We start from the raw sequence: 25,126 nt of genomic DNA on the forward strand, positions 1-25,126 counted from the left end.
AAAATGCGGACGGCGCCGAGGATGCAAGCTGAAGTCAAGGTTCGTCTGATATTTGACCGCAAGCCCTGTGTCGGGCACGCGAAGATGATCAGGCCCGGGGAACGGAATGCGCGGCTCCGAAGAGGTCAAGAACTGGATGAACATGTTCCGCTGGATCGTCAAACTGATCCGCGACGAATATGGGATTCCGGAAGAGCAGCTCACCCGCCACGCCGCCATCGACAAGGATCTGGGGCTGGATGCCGAGCAGATCGAACAGGTGATGGAAATCGTCGCCGAGGCGTTCGAGATCCACTTCCCGGACGATTCCCTCGACGAACTGGTGAAGCTGGAAGAATTCTGCCTGCTGGCCAGCTGGCTGGCCGGCTTCTACAAGCAGCCCCCGTTCCTGGCCGATGACTTCGCCGGGCGGGCCATGGCCATGAACCCCCGCGCCGCTCAGGGCTGAAACACCATCGCCGCATAGCGCAGCGCGAAGGCGCCCACCAGCAGCGGCGCAAACACCGCCACCTTGATCAGCATTCGCGCCACCGGGCCGGGCGCGCGCACGGCGGCGGGCGGCACCGCGCGCGCCGCGCGGCGGAACAGATAAGCGGTGAAGGAAGCGGGCGAAACATAGGTCATGGGACGTGCCTTTCGCGCTCCTTATCCGCCCAACCCGCATCAAGGGACGATGGGGAAGGCAAGGCCGGCCCATAAAGGCGGCATCAACCGCTGTTCTTAATTCGTTCTTGTGCGTCTTTTCGCCCTCCAGTACCGTAAGGCGGGATGGGATGGCGTGGGGGCGCGGGCGTGATCCAGCGGGTGGCAACGGTCGCCTTCGAGGGGGTGGATGCCCGCCCCGTGGACGTGCAGGTGCACGTGGCCGCCGGCCTGCCCGCCTTCACCATCGTCGGCCTGCCGGACAAGGCGGTGACGGAAGCCAAGGAGCGGGTGCGCGCGGCGCTGATCGCCTCGGGCCTCGCCCTGCCGGCGCGGCGCATCACCGTCAATCTCGCCCCCGCCGATCTCCCCAAGGAAGGCTCCCATTATGATCTGCCCATCGCCTTGGGGCTGATGGCGGCCATCGGTGCCATTCCGCCCGATGCCTTGGCCGGCTTCACCGTGGTGGGGGAACTGGGCCTCGACGGCTCCATCGCCGCGGTCTCCGGGGTTCTCCCCGCCGCCATCGGCGCCAATGCCCGCGGCCATGGTCTGATCTGCCCCGCCGCCTGCGGCGCCGAGGCGGCCTGGGCCAGCCCGGACATGGAAATTCTGGCGCCCTGCTCGCTGATCCAACTGGCCAATCATGTCACCGGCCGGCAGGTGCTGGCGCGGCCCGATCCGCGCATCCGCGCGGCGCGCGAAGGGGGCCTGGATCTGCGCGACGTGCGCGGCCAGGAAACCGCCAAGCGGGCGCTGGAGGTGGCGGCCGCCGGCGGGCATAATTTGCTCTATGTGGGGCCGCCCGGCTCGGGCAAATCCATGCTGGCGCAGCGCCTGCCCTCCATCCTGCCGCCGCTGGCGCCCTCGGAAATGCTGGCGGTATCGATGATCGCCTCGGTGGCCGGGGCCATCGAAGACGGAGCGCTGGTGGATCGCCGCCCGTTCCGCGCCCCGCACCATTCCGCCTCCATGGCCGCCATGGTGGGCGGCGGCATGAAGGCCAAGCCCGGCGAGGTCTCGCTCGCCCATTTGGGCGTGCTGTTCCTGGATGAATTGCCGGAATTCTCGCCCCAGGTGCTGGACAGCCTGCGCCAGCCGCTGGAAAGCGGCGAGGTGCTGATCGCCCGTGCCAACCACCGCGTCACCTATCCCGCCCGCTTCCAATTGATCGCCGCCATGAATCCGTGCCGCTGCGGCCGGGCCGGGGAGGCGGGCTTCACCTGCAAGCGCGGGCCGCGCTGCGCCGATGAATATGTGGGCCGCCTGTCCGGCCCGTTCCTGGACCGCATCGACCTGCATCTGGAGGTGCCTGCCGTCACCGCCGCCGATCTGGTGCTGCCCGCCCCCGCCGAGGGCTCGCGCGAAGTGGCGGCGCGGGTGGCTGCCGCCCGCGATCTGCAACGGGCGCGCTATGCGGCGCTGGACCGCCCGGACATCGCCACCAATGCGGAGGCCACCGGGCCATTATTGGATGCGGTCGCCCGCCCCGATGCCGCCGGCCAGGCCCTGCTGCGCGAGGCGGCGGACGCCATGCGGCTGTCGGCGCGCGGCTATCACCGGGTGCTGAAGGTGGCCCGCACCTTGGCGGATCTGGACGGCGCCGAAACCCTGGGCCGCCGCCATCTGGCCGAAGCCCTCGCCTATCGCGCCCTGGCGGACAAGCCGCGGGCGGCGGCGTAGACGGCTAAAGTTTGCCGGCTAATTCCCCACCGCGTTCAGGATAAACTTGGCCCGTTCCTCGACGGTGGCGCGGGGCAGTTCCAGTAAGGTGTAGCCATAGGCGCGATAGGTGTCGGCCATGGCGTTGAAGGTGCGCACCGCCTCGGCAAAATCCTGCTTGCGCTCCGCATCGGGCTGGAAAATATCCAGCCAGGGCGGGGCGATGAACACGGTGCGGTTGTAGCGGAATCGCTCGGCGGCGCGGGCGAGGTGATCCGGCACCGGCAGCTCCATCAGCCGCAGATAGCCCACCACATCCAGCACGCCGCGATCGCAGAACACCGGGCCGGTGGCGGCGCAGGCGGCGTGGTGCGAGCGCATGTCCCAGCTCAGCATCAGCTCCGCGAAGGCGGCGGGGTCGGACCAGGGCAGCGCGGTGCCGCCGATGGCCACCTGATCCTGGATCACCCCCCGCCCCGCCTCCAGGGTGCGGCCACAGCCGAGCCCGTGGAGGGTCTCGATGACCGCGCTCTTGCCCGAGCCGGGGCCGCCGGTGAGCACGAACAGATGGTTATGTTGCATCATAGGCCCCCGCGCATCGCCCCTCACGGCCGTTCCCATGCCCGTTGCCCGATCGAATGGACACGAACCGCCGTTGTCGTTGCGCAAATCCGGCGGGCAGATAGCCAGAGATTGCAGGAGCGAGGCTTGCATCGCTCCGGGACGGACCCCGACCGCAGCGCTTTTTTCCGCCCGCGCCCGCTTCGGGCATTCGCGGCACGGGCGCGAGGACGCGGGACAACGCCTAAAGGGACTTCTGTCGCGCCCCCCGACCCCGCTATCTTCCCCGCCGGTGGGGTTTCGCGCCGTTTGGCGCGCACAAGAGGGGGATCTTGCATGCTTCTGTCCCGTCGCGCCTGTCTGGCCGGCCTTGCCGGTGCTGCCCTTCCGTCTCTCGCCCGTGCGCCGCTGGCGCGCGCGGCGTCGCCGGATACGCCCAAAGGCACCTTGCCCATGGCCGGAAAGCTGACCCATCTGGCCTATAGTGACCAGGGCGGGCGCCCGGACGGGGTGCAGGTGATGGTCAGCCGCAACGTGCTCTATGTGGGGCACATGTTCTCCAACGGCTTCACCGTCATGGACGTGGCCAATCCCGCTAAGCCGACGCCGCTCAAGTTCGTGGCGGCGCCGGCCAACACCCGCACCCACCATCTGCAAACCAACGGCGACCTGATGCTGCTGGCCTGCGGCGCCGACATTCCCACCATCGGCAAGTACAATCCCGGCCTGTCCTATTACCAGCAGTCGTTCGGCGGCAGCATGGCCGGCAAGGCGGATTTCGCCGCCGGACTGAAGATCTACGACATCTCCAAGCCGGCAGAGCCGCGCGAGATCGGCTTCCTCAATATCCCCGGCATCGGCATCAACCGCCTGTGGTATGCGGGCGGGCGCTATGCCTATCTCTCCGCCCATATGGATGGCTTCACCGACCATATCCTGGTGATCGCCGACATCCAGGACCCCGCCAAGCCGGAGATCGTCGGCAAATGGTGGATCCCGGGCATGTGGAAGGAGGGCGGCGAGACCCCGTCCTGGAGTGGCAAGCGCGTCGCCTTGCACCATATGATCGTGGCGGGCGATACCGGCTATGCGGCCTGGCGCGACGGCGGCACCACCTTGCTGGACCTCACCGACAAGACCAAGCCCAAGCTCATCTCCCATGTGAACACCGCCCCGCCGTTTCCCGGCGGCACCCACACGCCTTTGCCCCTGCCGGGGCGCAAGCTGGCGGTGATCCTGGATGAAAGCTCCGGCTTCAATTGTTCCAAGGGCCTCAGCTACACCTGGATCTATGACGTGCGCTCACCGGCCAATCCGGTGTCCATCGCCACCTTGCCCACCCCCACCGACCAGCAATTCTGCCGCCCCGGCGAGAATTTCGGCCCGCACAATCTGCATGAGAACCGCCCCGAGACCTTCCAGAGCGAGGAGCTGATCTTCGCCACCTATCACAATGCCGGCCTGCGGGTGTTCGACATCCGCAACGCCTTTGCGCCGCGCGAGGTGGCGAGCTTCGTGCCGCCCGCCCCCACCCGCATCCTCGATCCCCGACCCGGCAATGCCTTGGCACCGCAGAGCTGCGACGTGAACGTGCAGAGCGACGGCATCGTCTATCTCAGCGACTGGAACGCCGGCCTGCATGTGCTGCGCTATGAGGGCTGAGGCGACCTCTTGTTGCCGGCGGCAAGGTCTGGACGGGCCACAGCAGCAGCAGGATTGAATAGCTGACAATTAAAGTGGCTGTCAGACGTTGATTTACGGCCGCACCTCTTTGCGCAAGCTTCGCGGCGGGGCATTTTTTACCGTAGACTGCTCCGGGGCCCTCAAAGCGGCGCAACCTCCGGCATGGGGGCCTCCAACGGAATCCGAGGGAGCGCCCCATGCCCACCGCCGCGGACGAATATCAGCGCAACATTGCGTTTTTCGCGTCGCTGACCGGGCAGACCGGCACGGTGAAGTTAGAGTTCAACGCCACCACGGGGCGGTTCTCGCTCGGCTCCCGCGCCCTGCTCCGCACCCTGGACAATTGGACCAGTTCCTCTGCCGCCAAACAGTCGGTCCTCAATGACCTGACCTTTCACGACCCCATCGTCGCCGTCTTCCGGGCCGCCGCCTTGCACAACATGCCCATCCTGGACCGGCGCAACGCCTACCAGGGCCTGGCGTCCCTGCGCCGGCAATATACCGAGCCGGACAAATCGGCGCGGTTGCAGGCGACCCTGGTGGACGTGCTGCAATTCGTCCCGTCCGCACTGATCGAGCAGACCCGGGCGCGCTACCGGGACATGGACCCGGACACGGTCCTGGGGCCGCTGGATCGCGCCTTCATGGACATCGTCTGGGAGCAGCGGGCGGCCCTGTTCGAGCTGCTGGACGCCGCGGAAGCCCCGGACCTGGGGAACGACGTCAACGTTCGCCCCTACGCGCAATTGGCCAACCGGATCTATGGCCTCTACGGCGGCCATATCGAGCCGCGGATCACCAACATGCGGGCCTGGGTCGCCGCGCTGCCTGCCCTCATGGGAGAACCCGGGGCAAGATACTACTACCTCCAGCACAGCGACATCGAACTGCCGGTCGCGCGCCGCGGAGAGATGGTCACCAACGGCGACTATGGCTCTGATTTTGTTTACTATACAACCGGGCATGGACGAGAAAACGAAAAGCTCTGGCGCATTTACTTGAATTTCGAAGCCGCCGCCGCGCCGGATATCATCAACCACCTTTGGGACTTGGCCGGGACCCACCGCATCCATTCATTCAAGATCGGCGGCCCCCTTACATTTCATACGCGGGTCGACAAGATCGTCATCTATGTCCGCCTGAGTGGGCTTCAGACCCTGCTCGATGATCTGATCCATCATGCGGTGGCGTTCCGCTGCAAGGATCCGGTTCCGCAGATGACCATCCAGCTTGCTGCCGGCATTGCCAAGGGCATCGAACCCGGTTCCCTGGATCTGGGCTTCAGCGTCAAACAAGATCGGGAAACCCGTATCTACGACTTCAACCCGAGAGAATTGAAACGCCAGAGCTATGGCAGCATCCGCGCGCAATTGATCGCCGCTGCGCTAACGCAGATGCATGCGGTGGTGGAGACCGACGCCCTCGTGCGCGGGGACTACCGCTCCAACAAGACCGTGTTCCTGAAATGGGTCGCCATCGCGTTCGAAAGCTACAGGGCCCAGCTGCAGGGGGACTAGACGCGATCCGGCCCGAGGCCGCGCTCATCGCGGCGCCCCGCTCTTAATCCCCCGTCAACCAAGCCTGCCCCATGGTGTCCGGCATAGCCCGCCGGAGTATGCTTCTGATGATGTCGCGCGCCGACCGCACCGTGCTGAGCGAATGGTGGTGGACGGTGGACCGCCTGCTGCTGGGCAGCCTGCTGGTCCTCATGGTGGTGGGCATCGTCCTGTGCCTGGCCGCCTCGCCCCCCGTCGCCGCCCGCCTGGGCATTGCCGATCCGTTCCATTTCGTGGACCGGCAGGTGCTGTTTCTCATCCCGGCCACGGTGGTGATGTTCGGCACCTCCTTCCTGCAGCCCCGCACCATCCGGCGGGTCTGCGTGGTGGTGTTCGCGGTGTTCTTCGTGCTGCTGTGCGCCACCCTGGTGATCGGGCCTGAGGTGAAGGGCGCCAAGCGCTGGCTGACCCTGGCCGGCATCACCGTCCAGCCCTCGGAATTCCTCAAGCCCGCTTTCGTGGTGCTGTCCGCCTGGCTGTTCGCCGAAAGCGGCAAGCGACCGGAGATGCCGGCGCAGTTCTTTGCCGTGCTGCTGCTGGGCGCGGTGCTGCTGCCGCTGATCATGCAGCCGGATTTCGGCCAGACCACCCTGGTCTGCCTGGTCTGGGGCGCGCTGTTCTTCCTCGCCGGCCTGCGCTGGATCTGGATGGTGGGGCTGGTGGGCGCCGGTGCCGGCGGCCTGACGCTGGCCTATAATGTGGTCCCGCATGTGCGCAAGCGCATCGACCGCTTCCTTGATCCGGCCACCGGCGACACCTATCAGGTGGACACCGCGCTGGAGAGCTTCCGCCATGGCGGCTGGCTGGGACAGGGGCCGGGCGAAGGCACGGTCAAGCGCATCCTGCCCGACGGCCACACCGACTTCGTGTTCGCGGTGGCGGCGGAGGAGTTCGGCATCATCCTGTGCCTCGCGCTGCTGGCGCTGTTCGCCTTCATCATCCTGCGCAGCCTCAACCGGGCGCTGAAGGAGCAGGATCCGTTCGCCCGCTTCGCCGCCACGGGCCTGGCCATGCTGTTCGGCTTGCAAGCCTCCATCAACATGGCGGTGAATGTGCACCTGATGCCCGCCAAGGGCATGACGCTGCCCTTCATCTCCTATGGCGGCTCCTCGCTGATCTCGCTGGCCTTCGGCATGGGCATGCTGCTGGCCTTGTCCCGCAGCCATCCCGGCGCATCGGCCATGGCCGCCTTGAGCGAGCCCATGCAGGTGCCAAAGGACGGGGTGCTGGCCGTGCCCATCGCCGGCCCCCACGCCGAGGCCGCATGACCCAAGCCCCTCCCGCACCACCGCAGCCGCTGGTGCTGCTGGCCGCCGGCGGCACCGGCGGCCATCTGTTTCCCGCTGAGGCTTTGGCCGCGGCGCTGAACCGGCGCGGCTTCGCCGTGGATCTGGCCACCGATGCCCGCGCCGCGCGCTATGCCGGCCATTTCCCCGCCCGCAAACTGCATGTGCTGCCCGCCGATACCATGCGCGGGCGCTCGCCGGTGGCGCTGGCGAAGACCGCCTTTGCGCTGGGCACCGGCTTTCTCGCCGGGCTGATGCTGCTGCGCAAAGTGAAGCCCGCCGTGGTGGTGGGGTTCGGCGGCTATCCCACCGTGCCGCCACTGTTCGCCGCCACCGTGCTGGGCGTGCCCAGCCTGGTGCATGAGGCCAATGGGGTGATGGGCCGGGCCAACCGCCTGCTGGCGCCCCGCGTCAGCGCCATCGCCACCGGCTTTCCCGGCATTCTTGACCGTGATCCGGTACTATCCGCCAAGGCCCTGTGGACCGGCAACCCGCTACGCCCCGCGGTGCTGGACGCCGCCCGCATTCCTTACGTCCCGGTGTCGCCCGACGGCCCGCTGAACCTGCTGGTGTTCGGCGGCAGCCAGGGCGCGCGGGTCATGTCCGACATCGTGCCCGACGCCATCGCTGCCCTCGACCCCGCCTTGCGGGCGCGGGTGCATGTGGTGCAGCAGGCGCGCGAGGAAGACCTGGAGCGGGTGCGCGCCACCTATGCCCGTGCCGGGGTCGTGGCCGAAGTGGCGCCCTTCTTCCAGGATCTCCCCGTCCGCATGGCCGCCGCCCAATTGGTGATCTCGCGCTCCGGTGCCTCCACCGTGGCGGAGCTGGCGGCGCTGGGGCGCCCCTCCTTGCTGGTGCCGCTGCCCGGCGCGCTGGATCAGGACCAGGCCGCCAATGCCCGCTCGCTGGCGGAGCGCGGTGGCGCACTTACCATCCTACAGGCGGACTTCACGCCCGCGCGGGTGGCACAGGAGCTGACGCGCCTGGCCGCGACACCGCAGGAATTGACGAACATGGCGGATGCGGCCAGAAGCGCCGGCGTACTGGACGCCGCCGAGCGACTGGCCGATCTGGTGGCCCGCTTGGCCGGTGGTGCGCCGATCCCCGCCTAGCGGGGCGAAGGCCGCACCACCACTCAACAGGATTTGGCAGCTCGGTGCGCCGCGCGGCAATGGTTGCCCCGCCCGCACCGAACCGCCCAGGTGGATATTCAGCATGAAGCTTCCCGAGGCGCTCGGCTCCATTCATTTCGTCGGCATCGGCGGCATCGGCATGAGCGGCATCGCCGAGGTGCTGAACAATCTCGGCTATACGGTTCAGGGCTCCGACGTGGCCGAGAGCGCCAACGTCAAGCGCCTGCGCGACAATGGCATTCAGGTCGCCATCGGCCATCGGGCCGAGAATATCGACGGCGCCGAGGTGGTGGTGGTGTCCTCCGCCATCAAGCGCGACAATCCCGAACTGCTGGCCGCCCGCGCCAAGCGCCTGCCGGTGGTGCGCCGGGCCGAGATGCTGGCCGAACTGATGCGGCTGAAAAGCTGCGTCGCCATCGCCGGCACCCATGGCAAGACCACCACCACTTCGCTGGTGGCCACCTTGCTGGATGCGGGCGGGCTCGACCCCACGGTCATCAATGGCGGCATCATCAATGCCTATGGCACCAACGCCCGCCTGGGCGATGGCGAATGGATGGTGGTGGAGGCGGACGAAAGCGACGGCACCTTCCTGAAGCTGCCGGCGGAAGTGGCCATCATCACCAATATCGACCCCGAGCACCTCGACCACTTCAAGACCTTCGACAAGGTGCAGGAGGCGTTCCGCGCCTTCGTGGAAAACGTGCCGTTCTATGGCTTCGCGGTGATGTGCACCGACCATCCGGTGGTGCAGGCTTTGGTGGGCCGCATCGAGGATCGCCGCATCATCACCTATGGCGAGAATCCGCAGGCGGACGTGCGGCTGGTGGATGTGGACCTCAAGGGCGGCATCACCAAGTTCGCCGTGGTGTTCCGCGATCGCCTCAGCGGCAAAGAGCATCGCATCGACGGGCTCCGGCTGCCCATGCCCGGCAAGCACAATGCGCTGAATGCCACCGCCGCCATTGCGGTGGCTCGCGAGCTGGGCATGAGCGATGCCAAGATCGTCGAGGCCCTGGCCGGGTTCGGCGGCGTCAAGCGGCGCTTCACCCGCACCGGCGAATGGAACGGCGCCGCCATTTTCGATGATTACGGCCACCATCCGGTGGAGATCGCCGCCGTGCTGCGCGCGGCCCGCGCCGCCACCGACGGCCAGGTGATCGCCGTGGTGCAGCCGCACCGCTACACCCGCCTCGCCTCGCTGTTCGACGATTTCTGCACCTGCTTCAACGACGCCGACCATGTGATCGTCGCCCCGGTCTATGCGGCTGGAGAGGCGCCCATCGCCGGGGCGGACGCCGAGCATCTGGTGCAGGGCCTGCGCGCCCGCGGCCATCGCAGCGTGGTCGGCATGGCGGGGCCGGAAGCCCTCGCCGCACTGGTGGCCGAGCGCGCCAAGCCCGGCGACTATGTGATCTGCCTCGGCGCCGGCACCATCAGCCAATGGGCCTATGCTTTGCCGGGCGAACTGGCCGCACGGGGGTAGAAGCGACGGTGCAGGGTGAAACCGGCTGGTGCGGGCGTGGGCGCGCATCGGGCCTCATTCACCCGGAAGACTGGCCAGAAAGGCCTCCGCATGCGTTACATGCAGCTCATGCGGAGGCTGCCATGTCATCCACATCCGGCCCCAAGTCCCCGCGCGTGAAGGGTGGCGAGCATCGCGCCCGATTGCGCGCCCAGGGGCTGCGGCCGATCCAGATCTGGGTGCCGGACGTGCGCTCGCCCGCCTTCCGGGCGGAAGCGCGGCGCCAGTCGCTGGCCGTAGCCAAAAGCGCGCAGGCCAGTGGGGATCAGGCCTTCATCGATGCCGTGTCCGCGTGGGGCTATGAATGAAACGCGGCGAGGCGCGGCCTGCCGGCTGATGGTCGACAAGATCACGACGGTGCGGAAGGCCAAGTTCGGGCAGCAGGTCGGCCGCCTGGATGACGAGGACATGGTCCGGCTCAATCAGGCGATGATCGTCTTCCTCGGGCTGGCGGCATCGCCACGGGCCAGCCGGAAAGGGCGAGAGGCATGATGCGCCACGTGCCGCCGTTCGAGCCTACGGCGGCGTGTGTCGCACTCGGCGCCACACCGCCGACGAAGACAATGCGAGACAAAGCAAGCCACTAGAGCGATCCTACGGGTCGTGAGCCATGCAAATGCTCCAGACTTGAGCAAGGCCACTCAAGATGCAGAACTGCTGAGAGTCATTCTCACTCTCAACCCTCCAGTGTCTCCCGCCGGTCCCGACGCGGAATTACTACTCCGGTTGCTTCAAAACGAAACGAATTGGCCGGGGGAAGGTCGGAACAGGTGTTGCACCGGGGGGCCTGAGCCGCTAGGCATCCCGCTCACACCGTGACCAGCCCCGGAGACGACATGAGCCGCAACCTTCAGGTGGCTGCCGCAAGCGTGGGCATCGGCATCGTGGTGCTGGGCTTGAAGGGCGCCGCCTATTGGGTCACCGGCTCCGTCGCCCTGTTGTCCGACGCGCTGGAGAGCATCATCAATGTGGCCGCCGCCTTGGCGGCCCTCCTGGCGCTGCAGATCAGCGGCCGTCCCGCCGACCACAACCACCAGTATGGACACCACAAGGCGGAGTATTTCTCCGCCGTGCTGGAAGGCGTGCTGATCGTCATCGCCGCCGTCTCCATCCTGCGGGAATCCTATTACGGCTTTCTCGATCCGAAATTCCCCGAGCAACCGCTGAACGGCCTCATGCTCAATGGCGCCGCCACCGTCATCAACGCCATCTGGTGCTCGGTGCTGCTGCGGGTGGGCAAGGCCCGCCGCTCGCCGGCCCTGCTCGCCGACGGCAAGCACCTGTTGTCCGACGTGGTCACTTCGGTGGCGGTGCTGGTGGGCTTCGTGCTGGTGCCGGTGACCGGATGGCCGCAGCTGGATCCGCTGCTGGCCGGGCTGGTGGCCATCAACATCCTGTGGACCGGCTGGGGCCTGGTGCGCGAATCCGTGGGCGGCCTCATGGACGCCGCCCCGCCCGGCGACGTGGTGGCGCGCATCCGTGATCTGGTCTCCACCCACGCCCAGGGCGCCCTGGAAGCGCATGATCTGCGCACCCGCCATGCGGGCCGCATGACCTTCGTGGAATTCCATCTGGTGGTGCCCGGCGCCATGACGGTGGCCGATGCCCACGCCATCTGCGACCGCATCGAGCAGGCGTTGGAGGCGGAGATGGAAGACACCGTCATCACCATCCATGTGGAGCCTGAAGGCGAGGCCAAGCACACTGGCGTGGTGGTGCTCTGAGCGGGCCGCATTGGCAGCGCCGTCCGTAAGGGCTACATCCGCGCCATGAGCGCTGCCGCCCCGTCCTTCCCCGATCTGACGCCCGAGCTGCGTGCGGCCCTGCCAGCGCTGCGCGGAAAACTCACCGCCAATGCGCCTTTGGCCGACATCACCTGGTTCCGGGTCGGCGGACCGGCGCAAGTGCTGTTCCAGCCCGCCGACGAGGCGGATCTGGCCTATGCCCTGGCAGGGATGCCCGCCGATCTGCCGGTGATGGTGATCGGCCTCGGCTCCAACCTCATCGTGCGCGACGGCGGCGTGCCGGGGGTGGTGATCCGCCTCGGCAAGGGGTTCACAGAGATTGCCATCGAGGGCGAGCGTGTCACCGCCGGCGCCGGAGTGCCGGACGTGAAGGTGGCCCGCGCCGCCGCCGACGCGGGATTGGCGGGCCTCGCCTTCCTGCGCGGCATTCCCGGCGCCATCGGCGGGGTGCTGCGCATGAATGGCGGCGCCTATGGCGGCGAGACCAAGGACGCCTTCGTCTCCGCCCGCGGCGTCGACCGCAGCGGCGCGGTGCGCGACTTCACGCTGGCGGACATGGGCTTCACCTATCGCCACTGCGCGGTGGCGGACGATGTGATCTTCACCCGCGCCACCTTCCAGGGCCGGCCGGGCATCGCCGCCGAAATCCAGGCGGAGATGGACCGCATCACCGCCGCGCGTGAGGCCACCCAGCCGATCAAGAGCCGCACGGGCGGCTCCACCTTCAAGAATCCCGACGGCCACAAGGCCTGGCAATTGGTGGACGCCGCCGGCTGCCGGGGGCTCACGCTGGGCCGCGCCCAGGTGTCGGAACTGCACACCAATTTCCTGCTCAACCTCGGCGGCGCCACGGCGGCGGAGATCGAGGGCCTGGGCGAGGAGGTGCGTCGGCGGGTGCGCGAGACCAGCGGCGTTTCCCTGGAGTGGGAAATCAAGCGCATCGGAATTTCCGCGCCCGCTTAGCAAATTGCATACGGGCGCCGGTGTTTACTGCCGCCACCGGGCCGGCGACGGCCCACATACCGGACGCGCGCCGGCGCGTCCTGCAGGAGCTGTGAGCGATCATGTCGAAACATGTGGCGGTGCTGATGGGCGGCTGGTCTCCCGAGCGGGAGGTGTCGCTGCGCTCGGGCGCCGCCTGCGCCGCCGCGCTGGAGGGCGAGGGCTATCGGGTCACACGCGTGGACGTGGGCCGCGACGTGGCCGAGGTGCTGGCCCGCCTGAAGCCCGACGCGGCGCTGAACGTGCTGCACGGCTGCCCCGGCGAGGACGGCACCATCCAGGGCATGCTGGAGATCCTGCGCATTCCCTACAGCCATTCCGGCGTGCTGGCCTCGGCGCTGGCCATGGACAAGGCCCAGGCCCGCATCGTGATGGCGGCGGCGGGCGTGCCGGTGGCGCCGGGCCGGGTGGTGAGCCGCGCCGAGGCGGCGCAGGCCCATGTGATGGCCCCGCCTTATGTGCTGAAACCCATCGCCGCCGGCTCCAGCGTCGGCGTGCTGATCGTGCGCGAGGACCAGACCCACCCGCCGCAGGAGCTGCACCGGGCCGACTGGCCGCACGGCGAATCACTGCTGGTGGAGCGCTTCATTCCGGGGCTGGAACTGACCTGCGCGGTATTGGGCGACCGGGCTTTGGACGTGATCGAGATCGAGTCCAGCCACACCTTTTACGATTACGAATCCAAATATGCCCAAGGGGGCTCTCAACACATTCTTCCGGCGCGTATTTTACCCGAAATTTACCAACAGGTGCGGATGCTGTCCCTCAAGGCGCATCAAGCGCTCGGATGTCGGGGGGTCTCCCGCGCTGACTTCAGATATGACGAGAACGCCCCCGAGGGGACCGGCCTCATCTGCCTGGAAGTCAACACGCAACCCGGCATGACCGAGACGTCCCTGGTGCCCGATCTGGCAGCCCATATGGGCTTATCTTTCGGCGGGCTGGTCAAATGGATGGTCGAGGACGCGACGCTGGACCGCTGAGGCACGAGGCCGGCATGACCGACCCCCGCGCGTCGCGGACCGCTGGCGTGTCCGGCACCCCCCTGCCCCGCCCCGACGGCTACGGCCGGCAGACCGGTTCTCCCCGTTCGGACATGACCGTCCGCGGGGACCGTCAGGTTTTCAGCCCGCAGGACGTCACCCGCCGCGACATGACCCGGCAGGAACAGTTGCGCCAGGAGAAGCTGGAGCAGGAGCAGGCCCGGCGCGAGAAGCTGCGTCAGGATTATGCCCGCCAGGAACAGCAGCGGAACGAGCAGATCCGCCGCGCCGAGCAGGTCCGCCAGGAGCAGGCCCGCCGCGACCAGCGCCGGGACGATCCCGCCCGCCACGATTATGAGAGCGCGGACTATACCCAGCGCGCCTATACGCCCCAGGACGAGCGCACGCAGGTGATGGTGCCCCGCCCGCTGCCGCCCTCGCCGCTGGAGGAGACGGTTTATCAGCCGCAGCCCCAGGCAACGGCCCACGCAACGGCGCAGGACCGGACCCAGGATCGCACCCAGGGGCGCACCCAGGGGCGCACGCCGTCCGGCGCCCGTCCCGCCCCCGGCCGGGCGAGCCGCCACAAGCCGCGTCCCATGTCCGACTTCCGGGCGCCCAGCCGCTTGGTGCTGCTGCTGCACCGCACCTCCATCCGCCTGTCCGCCTCGCGCTTCGGCCGGCGCGGCGGCGGCATCCTGTCGGCTTTGGTGATCGGCGGCTTCGTGGCCTATGGCGTGGTGCTGGGCGGCCATGTGGAAGAAGCCCGCAGCATCGCCGTGGACATGGGCGACATCGCCGCCAATGTGGCCGGCTTCAAGATCACCCAGGTGGACCTGTCCGGGCAGAACCATGTGACCCCGGCGGAAATCCTCTCGGCGGCGGGCATCAAGTCCACCACCTCGCTGCTGCTGGTGGATGCGGACGCCACTCGGCAGAAGCTGGAGGAGATGCCCTGGATCGCCAGCGCGTCGGTGCGCAAGCTCTATCCCGACCGCATCGAGATCGCGGTGGTGGAGCGCGAGGCCTATGCCCTGTGGCAGGTCAATGGCGAGATCCGGGTCATCGCCAAGGACGGCATGCCCATCGCGCCCTATTCCGATGATTCGCGCTATGTGAACCTGCCCATCGTGGTGGGCGAGGGCGCGCAGAAGAAGGTGCAGGAAATCGTCGATGCGCTGGGCCGGGTGCCGGCGGTGCGCGACCGGGTGCGGGCCGCCATCCTGGTGGCCGAGCGCCGCTGGACCCTGAAATTGCGCAACGGCATCGACATCCGCCTGCCGGAAACCGGCGTGGACGCCGCACTGCTGCAAGTGGCCGATCTCGACCGCGAGAAGAAGCTGCTGACCCGCGACATCACCATCGTGGACCTGCGCCTGCCCGATCGGGTGGTGGTCCGCCTGTCCGACACCGCCGCCGATGCCCGCATGCAGATGCTGAAAGCACGCGCCAAGGCCAAGAAGGGCGCCGCATGAGATCTCGCCTCGCCCAGGGGTTCGCCCCCAAGATGCGCCCGCTGCCGCCGAAGAAGAGCGGCATCATCGGGGTGCTGGACATCGGCACCAGCAAGATCGTCTGCGCGATCGCACGGCTGAAACCGCGCCCGCAGTCCGACGTGCTGCGCCGGCGCACCCATTCCATCGACGTGCTCGGCATCGGCCACACCCGCGCCCACGGGGTGAAGGGCGGCGCGGTGGTGGACATGGCCCGCGCCGAAGCCTCCATCCGCCAGGCGGTGGATATGGCCGAACGGGCCTCGGGCATTCAGATCGCCTCGGTGATTCTCGGCGTCTCCGGCGCCCGCCTGTCGTCGCAGCACTATGAAGCCGCCGTGCGCCTCACCGCGCCCTCGGTGGAAGAATTCGACATCCGCCGCGTGCTGGAAGCCGCCTCCACTTATGCGGTGGGCGATGGCCGCGCGGTGATGCATGCGCTGCCGGTGGGCTATTCGCTGGATAACCGCCGCGGCATCGGCGAGCCGTGCGGCATGCTGGGCCGCGAACTCGGCGTGGACATGCATGTGGTCACCGGCGACCTCACCTCGCTGAAGAATCTGGTGCTGTGCGTGGAGCGCTGCCATCTCGGCATCGAGGCCATGGTCGCCGCCCCTTATGCGGCCGCTCTGTCCTCGCTCACCGACGACGAGATGGAACTGGGCGTCACCCTCATCGACATGGGGGCGGGCACCACCACCTTCTCCGTGGTGGCCGGTGGGCACTGCGTTTATGTGGACGGCATCGCCTTGGGCGGCCAGCACATCACCAATGACGTGGCCCGCGGCCTGCCCGCGCGCCTGGCCGATGCGGAGCGCCTGAAGGCGCTGCACGGCGCTGTGGTCGCGGTGTCATCCGACGACCACGACATGCTGACCATTCCCCCCTTGTCCGGCGACGAGCGCGATCACCCCAACATGGTGCCCAAATCGCGCCTCGTGACGATCGTAAAGCCGCGGGCGGAAGAAATAGTTGAATTGATTCGCGATCGCCTGCGCGCCTCCGGGCATGTGGGCGATGCGGGGCGGCGGCTGGTGCTCACGGGCGGCGCCGCACAGCTTCAGGGATTGCCGGATCTGATGGCCAGAACCATCGGCCCTCAGGTTCGGATTGGCCGCCCGCTGGGCGTTTCCCGGCTTCCCGAGGCGGCGCGCGGCGCCGCATTCGCGGTGGCTGCGGGGCTCCTGGTCTACCCCCAGGTGGCAGGGCTCGAGCACTTCGAGCCGCGCCGCCGTCAGGCCGTGGGAGCCGACAACGGCTCTTATTTTGGCCGTGTGGGGCAGTGGCTGAAGGACAGCTTTTAGAGATGGTTAACGATGTGTCCCTTAACTAGGGGGACACCACGGATTCGGAACCGGCGGGACGGCGCTTCGGGCGCAACGGAGTGAGGACATGTCGATCAACCTTCAGATGCCCGACATTCGGGAGTTGCGGCCCAGGATCACGGTGTTTGGTTGCGGCGGTGCCGGCGGCAACGCGGTGAACAACATGATCAATGCTGGCTTGACCGGCGTTGAGTTCGTGGTGGCCAACACCGATGCGCAGGCCCTTTCCCTCTCCAAGGCCGAGCGCCTGGTGCAGATGGGCGTCGCCGTGACCGAGGGCCTCGGGGCCGGGTCGCAGCCGGAAGTCGGCCGCGCCGCCGCCGAGGAAGTCATTGATGAAATCCGCGACCACCTCTCGGGGTCGCACATGGTGTTCATCACCGCCGGCATGGGCGGTGGCACCGGTACCGGCGCTGCGCCGGTCGTGGCCCGCGCCGCCCGCGAGCTGGGCATCCTCACCGTGGGTGTGGTGACCAAGCCCTTCCACTTCGAGGGCCAGCGCCGCATGCGGGTTGCCGAGCACGGCATCAACGAATTGCAGAAGACGGTCGATACGCTGATCGTCATCCCGAATCAGAATCTGTTCCGGGTGGCCAACGAAAAGACCACCTTCGCCGACGCCTTCGCCATGGCCGATCAGGTGCTCTATTCGGGCGTCGCCTGCATCACCGACCTGATGGTCAAGGAAGGCCTCATCAACCTCGACTTCGCCGACGTCCGCGCCGTGATGCGCGACATGGGCAAGGCGATGATGGGCACCGGCGAAGCCTCCGGCGACAAGCGCGCCATCCAGGCGGCGGAAGCGGCCATCGCCAATCCGCTGCTGGACGAAATCTCCATGCGCGGCGCCGGCGGCCTGCTGATCTCCATCACCGGCGGCAACGACATGACGCTGTTCGAGGTGGACGAAGCCGCGACCCGCATCCGCGAGGAAGTGGATCCGGACGCCAACATCATCCTCGGCGCCACCTTCGACCAGTCCCTGGACGGCATCATCCGCGTGTCGGTGGTGGCCACCGGCATCGACCCGGCGGTGGTTCCCGAGCAGATCGCCACCAATGCCGACCGCCTGCCGGAAATGCACGGCCGCAAGATGTCCAACGCCGGCCGCGCCGCGGTGGAAGCTACCCGCGAGGCGCAGATCCGCACCGCGGTGGCCTCCATCTCCGCCGAGGACCTGATGTCGCTGGAGGCGATCCCCGTCCCCCAGCAGCACCAGCCGGCTCCGTATCGTGAGCCGGCCCCGCAGCAGCGCGCTCCCGCCCCCGAGCGCGCGCCGCAGCCCTCGGTGGTGGATGAAGTGACCATCCGCGCCGCCACCCCGAAGCCCTCCTTCTTCTCCGAGCCCGAGCAGCCCCAGGCGCCTCAGGCCATGGTGGAAGACGAATTCGCCCCCTACATCCCGCCGCAGGCCCAGCGCCCCCGCGCGCCGCGCATGCCGCGGATGGAGGAACTGCCGATGCCGGCGCAGAACCAGATCCGCGCCCAGCGCGGTGAGCCGGTGGAACAGAAGCGCATGACGCTGCTCCAGCGCCTCGCCAATGTGGGCATGGGTCGGCACAATGACGAGCCGGAAGCCCCGCCCGCCCGCCGCGAGCAGCCCAGCATGCGGGCGCCCGAGGCCCGTGGTCAGGCTCCGGCCCCCGCCCGCCCCGGCGAGCCGCCGGTGTCGGAATTCGCCAAGCGCCCGCCCACCCGGCCGGCGCCCGAAGTCCCGAGCCGTCCGGCGCCCCAGAGCGGTCATGAAGATGACCAGCTGGAGATCCCCGCCTTCCTGCGTCGCCAGGCGAACTGAGACCCAAGGATCGGAACTGGCCGGGGTTCACCCGGCCGGAACCAGCCGGCCCGATCCGCGTGCGATGCACACGGATCGGCGGTCGCCGCCCAGGTGAAGGGGCGGGAGACCGGAGCCTGCGCCGTGCCATGGTATCGGGGGACGCCCCACCTTTGTAACAATACCCTCGCGCCCGGAGACCTCTCCGGGCGTAACTTTTTGATAATGATGAATAATTTGCGCGCCAGACTTGGTAACAGGCGGTAAGCAAGCGTGATTTGGCGCGGCGCACGCGCCCGACTAAGTTGCAGCCAGTTCGGGGGGCGACTCAGCGCCTTGTCAGCCGTAGCTGGCGAGTGCGGCAGAAGTGGCCGATCCGAGTGATGGTTTTAGGGCGAGGGCGTGGCGGGCGTGCGATGCGCCGCGATCCTCGAGACGGATGGCTTCACACATGCAGACGACACTGGCTGGTACGGTCGAGCTGACAGGGGTTGGGGTCCACGGCGGCATTGAAGCCCGCCTGGTTCTCAAGCCCGCTTCTCCCGACACCGGCATTGTCTTCCTGCGCAGCTTCGCCGATCAGGCCCCCCGCAAAATCTCCGTCTCCCGCCAGTCCGTCCAGGCCACCGACCTTGCCACCGTTCTCGGCGACAAGAGCGGCGTCCTTGTCTCAACGGTGGAACATGTCTTGTCCGCACTGTCCGGTCTTGGGATCGACAATGCCCTGATCGAGATCGACGGACCGGAAGTTCCGATCCTGGACGGCAGCGCCGCCCCCATTGTTTCCGCCATTGATGCGGTCGGCACCGTGTCCCAGAAGGCCCGTCGCAAGTACATCAAGGTGCTGAAGACGGTGCGGGTGGAACAGGGTGTTTCATTCGGTGAACTTCGCCCCTACGACGCCGGTTTCCGTCTGGAAGTGGAGATCGACTTCGATCACGCGCACATCGGCCGCCAGCGCTTCGCCGCCAATCTGAGCCCCGCCGTGTTCCGCCGCGAACTGGCCCCCGCCCGCACCTTCGGCTTCCTGAAGGACGTGGAACGCCTGCGCAGCGCCGGCTATGCCCGCGGCGCCTCGCTGGACAACACCGTGTGCGTGGCCGACCACGGCATCCTGAACCCCGAGGGCCTGCGCTGCCCGGACGAGTTCGTCCGCCATAAGGCCTTGGACGCAGTGGGAGATCTGGCTCTGGCCGGCCTGCCGCTGATGGCCCGCTACAGCTCGTTCCGCGGCGGCCACAAGCTCAACTTCCAGGTCATCGACGCCCTGCTCGCCGACCGCTCCGCTTATATGGTGGTGGACGCCGTGGAAGAGCGCCGCCGCGACGCCGCCGAACTGGTGTTCGGCCAGCCCATGCCGGCCTACGCCCCCGAGCGCTGAGCCTTTCTGCCCAAAACCGTTGCCGGACATCTCGTCGCATGATCCGGTGCCAAACTGAGGCCACCGCTTGTGGCCGGAGGCCGGGCAGGCTATTTCCATCCCCGACCACCATCGTTTGCGGTCTGTTCACGACCGCCCGCCACAATGCCGACGGAAAGCGCCATTAGCGCCGTAAGGGGCAGCTCCTTTGCGTGAGCGCGGGCATGCCGGCCTTCAATGGGACCTGAACGTATGCGCCTTTTCATCGACGCGGCTCCGTTTCGCGCTGGGACCTCCCGTGCCGCGGCTTTGCTGGGAATGGTCCTGGTCGCGGCCACCCTCGCCGGCTGTGCCAACGACAAGGATGTGATCCCGCCCGACGAGCCGGCGGAGAAGATCTATAACGAGGGCCTCACCCTCATGCGCAAGGGCGACCTCGACGCCGCCGCCAAGCGCTTCGAGGATCTCGACCGCACCCACCCCTATTCCGAATGGGCGCGCAAGGCGCTGCTCATGGACACCTACGTCTATTATGAGGCGGGCCGGTACGACGAGGCGATCGCGGCGGGCAAACGCTATCTGGCCCTGCACCCCGGCTCCACCGACGCGCCTTACGCCTCCTATCTGGTGGCCTCGGCCTATTTCGACGGCATTCCCGACATCACCCGCGACCAGCGCCGCACCCGCCAGGCACTCGATGCGCTGGACGAGGTGATTCGCAAATATCCGAACACCGAATATGCCGCCGGCGCCAAGCGGAAGGTCGAAGTGGCGCGCGACCAGCTGGCCGGCAAGGAAATGATGATCGGCCGCTACTATCTGGAGCAGCGCAACTACACCGGTGCCATCAACCGCTTCAAGGTGGTGGTGACCCAGTATCAGACCACCCGCCAGACCGAAGAGGCGCTCATGCGCCTGACGGAAGCCTACATGGCGCTGGGGATCGTTTCGGAAGCACAGACCGCCGCGGCGGTGTTGGGCTATAATTATCCCGACAGCCCGTGGTACAAGGACGCCTACAAACTGGTGCAGGCCGGGGGCAATGTTCCGCAGGAGAACAAGGCTTCCTGGATCAGCCAGGCGTTCAAAAAGATGGGCCTTGGCTGAGCTGACATGATCTCGTCCCTCTCGATCCGGGACATCGTTCTTATCGAGAGGCTGGACATCGCCCTGTCGGACGGATTGACCGTTCTGACCGGCGAGACCGGAGCAGGAAAGTCGATCCTGCTCGACGCCCTCTCGCTGGCCCTGGGGGGCCGCGGCGATGGCGCCCTGGTGCGCCATGGCGAAACCAAGGGCCAGATCACCGCCGTCTTCGACATCGCCCTCGACCATCCCGCCCGCGCGGTGCTGGCCGCTGCCGACATCGCCGATGAGGGCGAACTGATCGTCAAGCGGGTGCAGATGGCTGACGGCCGGACCCGCGCCACCATCAATGACCAGCCGGTCTCGGTGCAGACCTTGCGGGCGCTGGGCGCCACGCTGGTGGAACTGCACGGACAGCACGACGACCGCGCTTTGGTGGATCCGGCGAGCCATCGGGCGCTGCTGGATGCCTTTGGCGGCCTCACCATCAAGACCCAGGCGGTCAGCGCCCTGTGGCGCGTCTGGCGCACGGTGCTGGGCGATGCCAATGCGGAGCGCGCCCGCCTGGAAGCCGCCGCCAAGGAGGCGGACTTCATCCGCCACGCGGTGGACGAACTCACCGCCTTGCGGCCCGAGGCCGGGGAAGAGGCCAGCCTGTCCGAACGCCGCACCTTCATGATGCGCTCGGAGAAGATCGCCGGCGATCTGGCGGAAGCCCTTGACGCGGTGGGCGGTGGCAGTTCGCCGGTGCCGTCCCTGGCCGCGGCCGTGCGCCGCCTGGAGCGCCGCGCGGGCGAGGCGCAGGATCTCGTCCTGCCGGCCGTAGAGGCCATCGACCTCGCCCTGGACGCGCTGGAGACCGCGCGCAGCCATCTGGAAGCGGCGCTGGCCGGTACCGCGTTCAATCCCAAGGAATTGGAGCGGATCGAGGAGCGGTTGTTCGCTCTGCGCGCCGCTGCGCGCAAATATGGCGGGGCCGTCGACGATCTGCCCAAGGTCGCCGCCAAATTCTCCGCCGACCTCACGGCCCTGGACCGCAGCGCCGCGACCCTCAAGAGCCTGGAAACCAAGGTGGCCGAAGCGGAAGGCGCCTATCGCGCCGCCGCCGCCAAGCTGTCCACCGCGCGCACCAAGGCCGCCGCGGCCCTGGACGCGGCGGTGGATGCGGAACTGCCGCCGCTGAAGCTGGAGCGGGCGCATTTCTCCACTCGCCTCGACAGCGACCCGGCCAACGCCGGGCCGGACGGCTATGACCGAGTGGAATTCTGGGTCCGCACCAATCCCGGCACCCGTCCCGGCCCGATGATGAAGGTGGCCTCCGGCGGCGAACTGGCGCGTTTCCTGCTGGCGCTGAAGGTGGTGCTGGCCGACCGCGGCTCTGCGCCCACGCTGATTTTCGACGAGATCGACAGCGGCGTCGGCGGCGCCGTCGCGGACGCCATCGGCCAGCGGCTGGCGCGCCTGGCCACCAAGGTGCAGGTGCTGGCCGTCACCCACGCGCCGCAGGTGGCTGCCCGCGCCGGGCAGCATCTGCTCATCTCCAAGGCCAGTGCGGCGGGCGCCAAGAAGGATGCCCCCGTCACCACCCGCGTCGCCCCTCTCACCGATGACCATCGTCGCGAGGAAATCGCCCGCATGCTGGCGGGTGCCACAGTCACGGCCGAAGCGCGGGCGGCGGCGGATCGCCTGCTGGCCACGCAGGGCTGAGACAATACGCAACTTTTTAGTTGCGTATTGTCACCACCGATGCCCTAATCCGGCAACCGGGAGGTTGCTCATATGACGAACGACAGCACTATCGATTCCAACGTCATCACCAAGGCCATTCTGCTGAAGGCGCCCATTGACCGCGTCTGGCGGGCGCTCACGGACCATCAGGAGTTCGGCACCTGGTTCCGGGTGCACCTCGACGGGCCGTTCGTGCCCGGCGCGGCCACCTCCGGGCGGTTGACCATTCCCGGCTATGAGCATCTGCGCTGGGAAAGCCTGACCCAGCGCATGGACGCACCGGAACTGTTCTCATTCACGTGGCACCCCTATCCCATCGACCCCGATGTCGACTATTCCACCGAAACGCCGACCTTGGTGGAGTTCCGCCTGACGGCGGTGGAGGGAGGCACCCATCTCGTGGTGACTGAGAGCGGCTTTGACGCCCTGCCCGCGCATCGCCGTCCGGATGCCCTGCGCATGAACGACAGCGGGTGGACCCATCAAGTGGAGAACCTCCGCCGGCATGTCGAACCCTAGTGCCCTTGAGGCAACGCTCGCCCCAGCGCCGATCTTCGCGGCGCTGGGCGACCCCACCCGGCTCGCCCTGGTGGGGCGGCTGAGTGATGGCCAAGCCCGCTCCATCGCCCGCCTGTCGGACGACACCCACCTGACGCGCCAGGCCATCACCAAGCATCTGCGGGTTCTGGAAACCGCAGGTCTTGTGCGCAGCGTGCGAGCTGGCCGGGAAAGCCGATTCGCACTGCAGCCGGAAACCTTCGCCACCGCCAGGGCCTATCTGGACAGCGTGTCGCGGCAGTGGGACGACGCTCTGGCGCGGCTCCAGGCCTTCGTGGAGACATAGATCCGCGCGGCGAACCGGATCGCCGACCCTTTCGGTCGGTTCGACCAAAGTTCTTCCTGCCCGCCATCGACGGTCGTATGCTACGGCAAAAGCGCGCGGCAACGACCGCAGCGCAGGGCCGCAGATGGCCGCGACGGGGAGGGATTGGAATGCTCAATGATGCTCCGCCGCGTCATGGCTCGTTAACCCGGCGTCGGTTGTTGGGGGCCGCTAGTCTGGGCGGGCTCGCGGTCTTGTCCCATCGCGCCCTGGCGCAGACGTCGGTCAACCTCCCCCTGCCGGGCGGCCCTGGAGAACGGCCGATCACCACCGCCTTTCCGCAAAAGGGCCCGATGATCCTCCAGCGGACCCGGCCGCCGCTGCTGGAGACGCCCTGGTCCGTCTTCGACCAGGGTGTCTTCACCCCCAACGACCAATTCTATGTGCGCTGGCACTGGGCGATGATCCCCGCCGAGGTGAAGGTGGAGACGTTCCGGCTCACGGTGCGGGGCCATGTGAACCAGGCCCTTTCCCTGTCGCTCCAGGATTTGTTGACCGGCCTGCCGCGGGTGGATCTGGCGGCGGTCAACCAGTGTTCCGGCAATTCGCGCGGGTTCGTCACGCCGCGGGTGCCCGGCGCCCAATGGGCCAATGGCGCCATGGGCAACGCTTTGTGGAGCGGGGTGCGCCTGAAGGACGTTCTGGACCGCGCCGGGGTCAAGGCGGGCGCGGTGCAGGTGCGGCTGAAGGGCCTCGACGAGGCGGTGATGCCCGATGCGCCGCAATTCATGAAGTCGCTCAGCCTCGACCATGCCCGCGATGGCGAGGTGATGATCGCCTACGCCATGAACAATGAGCAACTGCCGCTGCTGAACGGCTTCCCGCTGCGCCTGGTGGTGCCCGGCTGGTACTCCACTTATTGGGTGAAGATGCTCAGCGACATCGAGGTTCTGGACCAGCCCGACACCAATTTCTGGACCAAGAGCGCCTACACCATCCCCGATACGCCCAACGCCAACATCGCCCCCGGCCAGACCGGGGTGGCCATGGTGCCGATCAGCCGAATGAACCCACGCTCCTTCATCACCAATATCGCCTCCGGCACCTCTTTGCCCGTGGGCAGGCCCGCGCCCCTGCGCGGTATTGCCTTTGGCGGCGACAGCGCCGTGGCGGCGGTGGATGTGTCGGTGGATGGTGGCGCTTCCTGGGTCGCCGCCCAATTGGGCAAGGACGAGGGCACCTATAGCTTCCGCCAGTGGACGGCCCCGTTTACCCCCAAGGCGGCCGGGCCGGTGAAGCTGATGGTCCGCTGCACCAACGGCAAGGGCGCGGTGCAGCCGGCAACCCCCACCTGGAATGCCAGCGGCTTCATGCGCAACGTCATCGAGCACACCGACATCGTCGCGGTTTAGGGAGAAGTGGCCATGCTCCGTTTCTTGCTTGCCGCCGCCCTGATCGGCGCCACGTCCGTCCCGGCGTCGCTCTCCGCCGCCCCCTTTGCCTTGACCTCGGTGAGCGTCGATCTGCCCATGGGGGATCGGATGTTTCCCGATGGCAAGGGCGCGGACGCCGTCACCAACAACTGCCTGGCCTGCCATTCCGCCGGCATGGTGCTGAACCAGCCCAAGCTGTCGGAAGCGACCTGGGCTTCGATCGTGGCCAAGATGATGAATGCCTACAAGGCTCCGGTGGATCCGGCGGATGTGAGCGCCATCGTCGGCTATCTGGCCAGCATGAAGGTGGGGCCGGAGTAGTCCTC

Annotated in this window: 24 protein-coding genes; 22 read left to right on the plus strand and 2 right to left on the minus strand. The window is 67.7% G+C overall.

Annotated features, from left to right (window positions below; all coding sequences use genetic code 11):
- The first annotated feature begins 106 nt into the window (after positions 1-106).
- A complete protein-coding gene (locus tag AAG816_RS19430) occupies positions 107-448 on the plus strand; it encodes a hypothetical protein (RefSeq protein ID WP_341991325.1) in 342 nt (113 codons plus the stop codon).
- Here the strand turns inward: AAG816_RS19430 and AAG816_RS19435 are convergent.
- Complete coding sequence (locus tag AAG816_RS19435; RefSeq protein ID WP_341991326.1) at positions 439-624, minus strand: hypothetical protein; 186 nt, start codon at positions 622-624, stop codon at positions 439-441. The genes AAG816_RS19430 and AAG816_RS19435 overlap by 10 nt on opposite strands.
- A 168-nt stretch (positions 625-792) precedes the next feature.
- On the opposite strand from AAG816_RS19435, the gene AAG816_RS19440 reads away from it, so the two are divergent.
- The gene (locus tag AAG816_RS19440) at positions 793-2,325 is read left to right on the plus strand and encodes a YifB family Mg chelatase-like AAA ATPase (protein WP_341991327.1); all 1,533 of its coding nucleotides are present in this window, start codon (positions 793-795) and stop codon (positions 2,323-2,325) included.
- Positions 2,326-2,343: 18 nt separating this feature from the next.
- Here the strand turns inward: AAG816_RS19440 and AAG816_RS19445 are convergent, their stop codons facing one another.
- Complete coding sequence (locus AAG816_RS19445; protein WP_341991365.1) at positions 2,344-2,886, minus strand: AAA family ATPase; 543 nt, start codon at positions 2,884-2,886, stop codon at positions 2,344-2,346.
- A gap of 315 nt (positions 2,887-3,201) precedes the next feature.
- Here AAG816_RS19445 and AAG816_RS19450 point away from each other — a divergent pair, with 315 nt between their 5' ends.
- The 20 genes from AAG816_RS19450 (at position 3,202) to AAG816_RS19545 (ending at position 25,121) form a co-directional block, all read left to right on the plus strand.
- The gene (locus tag AAG816_RS19450; protein WP_341991328.1) at positions 3,202-4,527 is read left to right on the plus strand and encodes a hypothetical protein; all 1,326 of its coding nucleotides are present in this window, start codon (positions 3,202-3,204) and stop codon (positions 4,525-4,527) included.
- Between the two features lie 218 nt (positions 4,528-4,745).
- The gene (locus AAG816_RS19455) at positions 4,746-6,065 is read left to right on the plus strand and encodes a T3SS effector HopA1 family protein (protein ID WP_341991329.1); all 1,320 of its coding nucleotides are present in this window, start codon (positions 4,746-4,748) and stop codon (positions 6,063-6,065) included.
- A 107-nt stretch (positions 6,066-6,172) separates the two neighbouring features.
- A complete protein-coding gene (gene ftsW / locus AAG816_RS19460; RefSeq protein ID WP_341991330.1) occupies positions 6,173-7,372 on the plus strand; it encodes a putative lipid II flippase FtsW in 1,200 nt (399 codons plus the stop codon).
- Positions 7,369-8,502, plus strand: a complete 1,134-nt coding sequence (gene murG, locus AAG816_RS19465; RefSeq protein ID WP_341991331.1) for an undecaprenyldiphospho-muramoylpentapeptide beta-N-acetylglucosaminyltransferase — start codon at positions 7,369-7,371, stop codon at positions 8,500-8,502. The genes ftsW and murG overlap by 4 nt, the downstream gene beginning before the upstream one ends.
- 103 nt (positions 8,503-8,605) lie before the next feature.
- Complete coding sequence (gene murC, locus AAG816_RS19470) at positions 8,606-10,009, plus strand: UDP-N-acetylmuramate--L-alanine ligase (RefSeq protein WP_341991332.1); 1,404 nt, start codon at positions 8,606-8,608, stop codon at positions 10,007-10,009.
- A gap of 122 nt (positions 10,010-10,131) precedes the next feature.
- Positions 10,132-10,356, plus strand: a complete 225-nt coding sequence (locus AAG816_RS19475) for an antitoxin MazE family protein (RefSeq protein WP_341991333.1) — start codon at positions 10,132-10,134, stop codon at positions 10,354-10,356.
- 28 nt (positions 10,357-10,384) lie between these two features.
- The gene (locus AAG816_RS19480) at positions 10,385-10,540 is read left to right on the plus strand and encodes a type II toxin-antitoxin system PemK/MazF family toxin (protein ID WP_341991334.1); all 156 of its coding nucleotides are present in this window, start codon (positions 10,385-10,387) and stop codon (positions 10,538-10,540) included.
- A gap of 344 nt (positions 10,541-10,884) precedes the next feature.
- Entirely contained in the window at positions 10,885-11,772 is an 888-nt protein-coding gene (locus AAG816_RS19485) for a cation diffusion facilitator family transporter (RefSeq protein WP_341991335.1), read from the plus strand.
- Positions 11,773-11,817: 45 nt separating this feature from the next.
- Positions 11,818-12,756, plus strand: coding sequence for a UDP-N-acetylmuramate dehydrogenase (gene murB, locus AAG816_RS19490; RefSeq protein WP_341991336.1), 939 nt, complete (start codon positions 11,818-11,820; stop codon positions 12,754-12,756).
- A 101-nt stretch (positions 12,757-12,857) separates the two neighbouring features.
- Positions 12,858-13,778, plus strand: coding sequence for a D-alanine--D-alanine ligase (locus AAG816_RS19495; protein ID WP_341991337.1), 921 nt, complete (start codon positions 12,858-12,860; stop codon positions 13,776-13,778).
- A gap of 14 nt (positions 13,779-13,792) precedes the next feature.
- On the plus strand, positions 13,793-15,253 hold the full coding sequence (locus AAG816_RS19500; RefSeq protein WP_341991338.1) for an FtsQ-type POTRA domain-containing protein: 1,461 nt from the start codon (positions 13,793-13,795) through the stop codon (positions 15,251-15,253).
- Positions 15,250-16,575, plus strand: coding sequence for a cell division protein FtsA (gene ftsA, locus AAG816_RS19505; protein ID WP_341991339.1), 1,326 nt, complete (start codon positions 15,250-15,252; stop codon positions 16,573-16,575). Before AAG816_RS19500 ends, ftsA begins: the two co-directional genes overlap by 4 nt.
- A gap of 88 nt (positions 16,576-16,663) precedes the next feature.
- Complete coding sequence (gene ftsZ / locus AAG816_RS19510; RefSeq protein ID WP_341991340.1) at positions 16,664-18,391, plus strand: cell division protein FtsZ; 1,728 nt, start codon at positions 16,664-16,666, stop codon at positions 18,389-18,391.
- A gap of 430 nt (positions 18,392-18,821) precedes the next feature.
- Complete coding sequence (gene lpxC / locus AAG816_RS19515; protein WP_341991341.1) at positions 18,822-19,751, plus strand: UDP-3-O-acyl-N-acetylglucosamine deacetylase; 930 nt, start codon at positions 18,822-18,824, stop codon at positions 19,749-19,751.
- Positions 19,752-20,048: 297 nt separating this feature from the next.
- The gene (locus tag AAG816_RS19520; RefSeq protein ID WP_341991342.1) at positions 20,049-20,837 is read left to right on the plus strand and encodes an outer membrane protein assembly factor BamD; all 789 of its coding nucleotides are present in this window, start codon (positions 20,049-20,051) and stop codon (positions 20,835-20,837) included.
- 6 nt (positions 20,838-20,843) lie between these two features.
- Positions 20,844-22,523, plus strand: coding sequence for a DNA repair protein RecN (recN, locus tag AAG816_RS19525; RefSeq protein WP_341991343.1), 1,680 nt, complete (start codon positions 20,844-20,846; stop codon positions 22,521-22,523).
- Between the two features lie 72 nt (positions 22,524-22,595).
- Positions 22,596-23,063 (plus strand): SRPBCC family protein, encoded by a 468-nt coding sequence (locus AAG816_RS19530; RefSeq protein WP_341991344.1) that lies wholly within the window; start codon positions 22,596-22,598, stop codon positions 23,061-23,063.
- On the plus strand, positions 23,050-23,388 hold the full coding sequence (locus AAG816_RS19535; protein ID WP_341991345.1) for a metalloregulator ArsR/SmtB family transcription factor: 339 nt from the start codon (positions 23,050-23,052) through the stop codon (positions 23,386-23,388). Before AAG816_RS19530 ends, AAG816_RS19535 begins: the two co-directional genes overlap by 14 nt.
- Before the next feature lie 149 nt (positions 23,389-23,537).
- Positions 23,538-24,779, plus strand: a complete 1,242-nt coding sequence (locus AAG816_RS19540) for a molybdopterin-dependent oxidoreductase (protein WP_341991346.1) — start codon at positions 23,538-23,540, stop codon at positions 24,777-24,779.
- A gap of 12 nt (positions 24,780-24,791) precedes the next feature.
- Entirely contained in the window at positions 24,792-25,121 is a 330-nt protein-coding gene (locus AAG816_RS19545) for a cytochrome c (protein WP_341991347.1), read from the plus strand.
- Positions 25,122-25,126 lie beyond the last annotated feature (5 nt).

The sequence above is a fragment of the Azorhizobium sp. AG788 genome, from assembly GCF_943371865.1.
Taxonomy (GTDB): Bacteria; Pseudomonadota; Alphaproteobacteria; order Rhizobiales; family Xanthobacteraceae; genus Azorhizobium.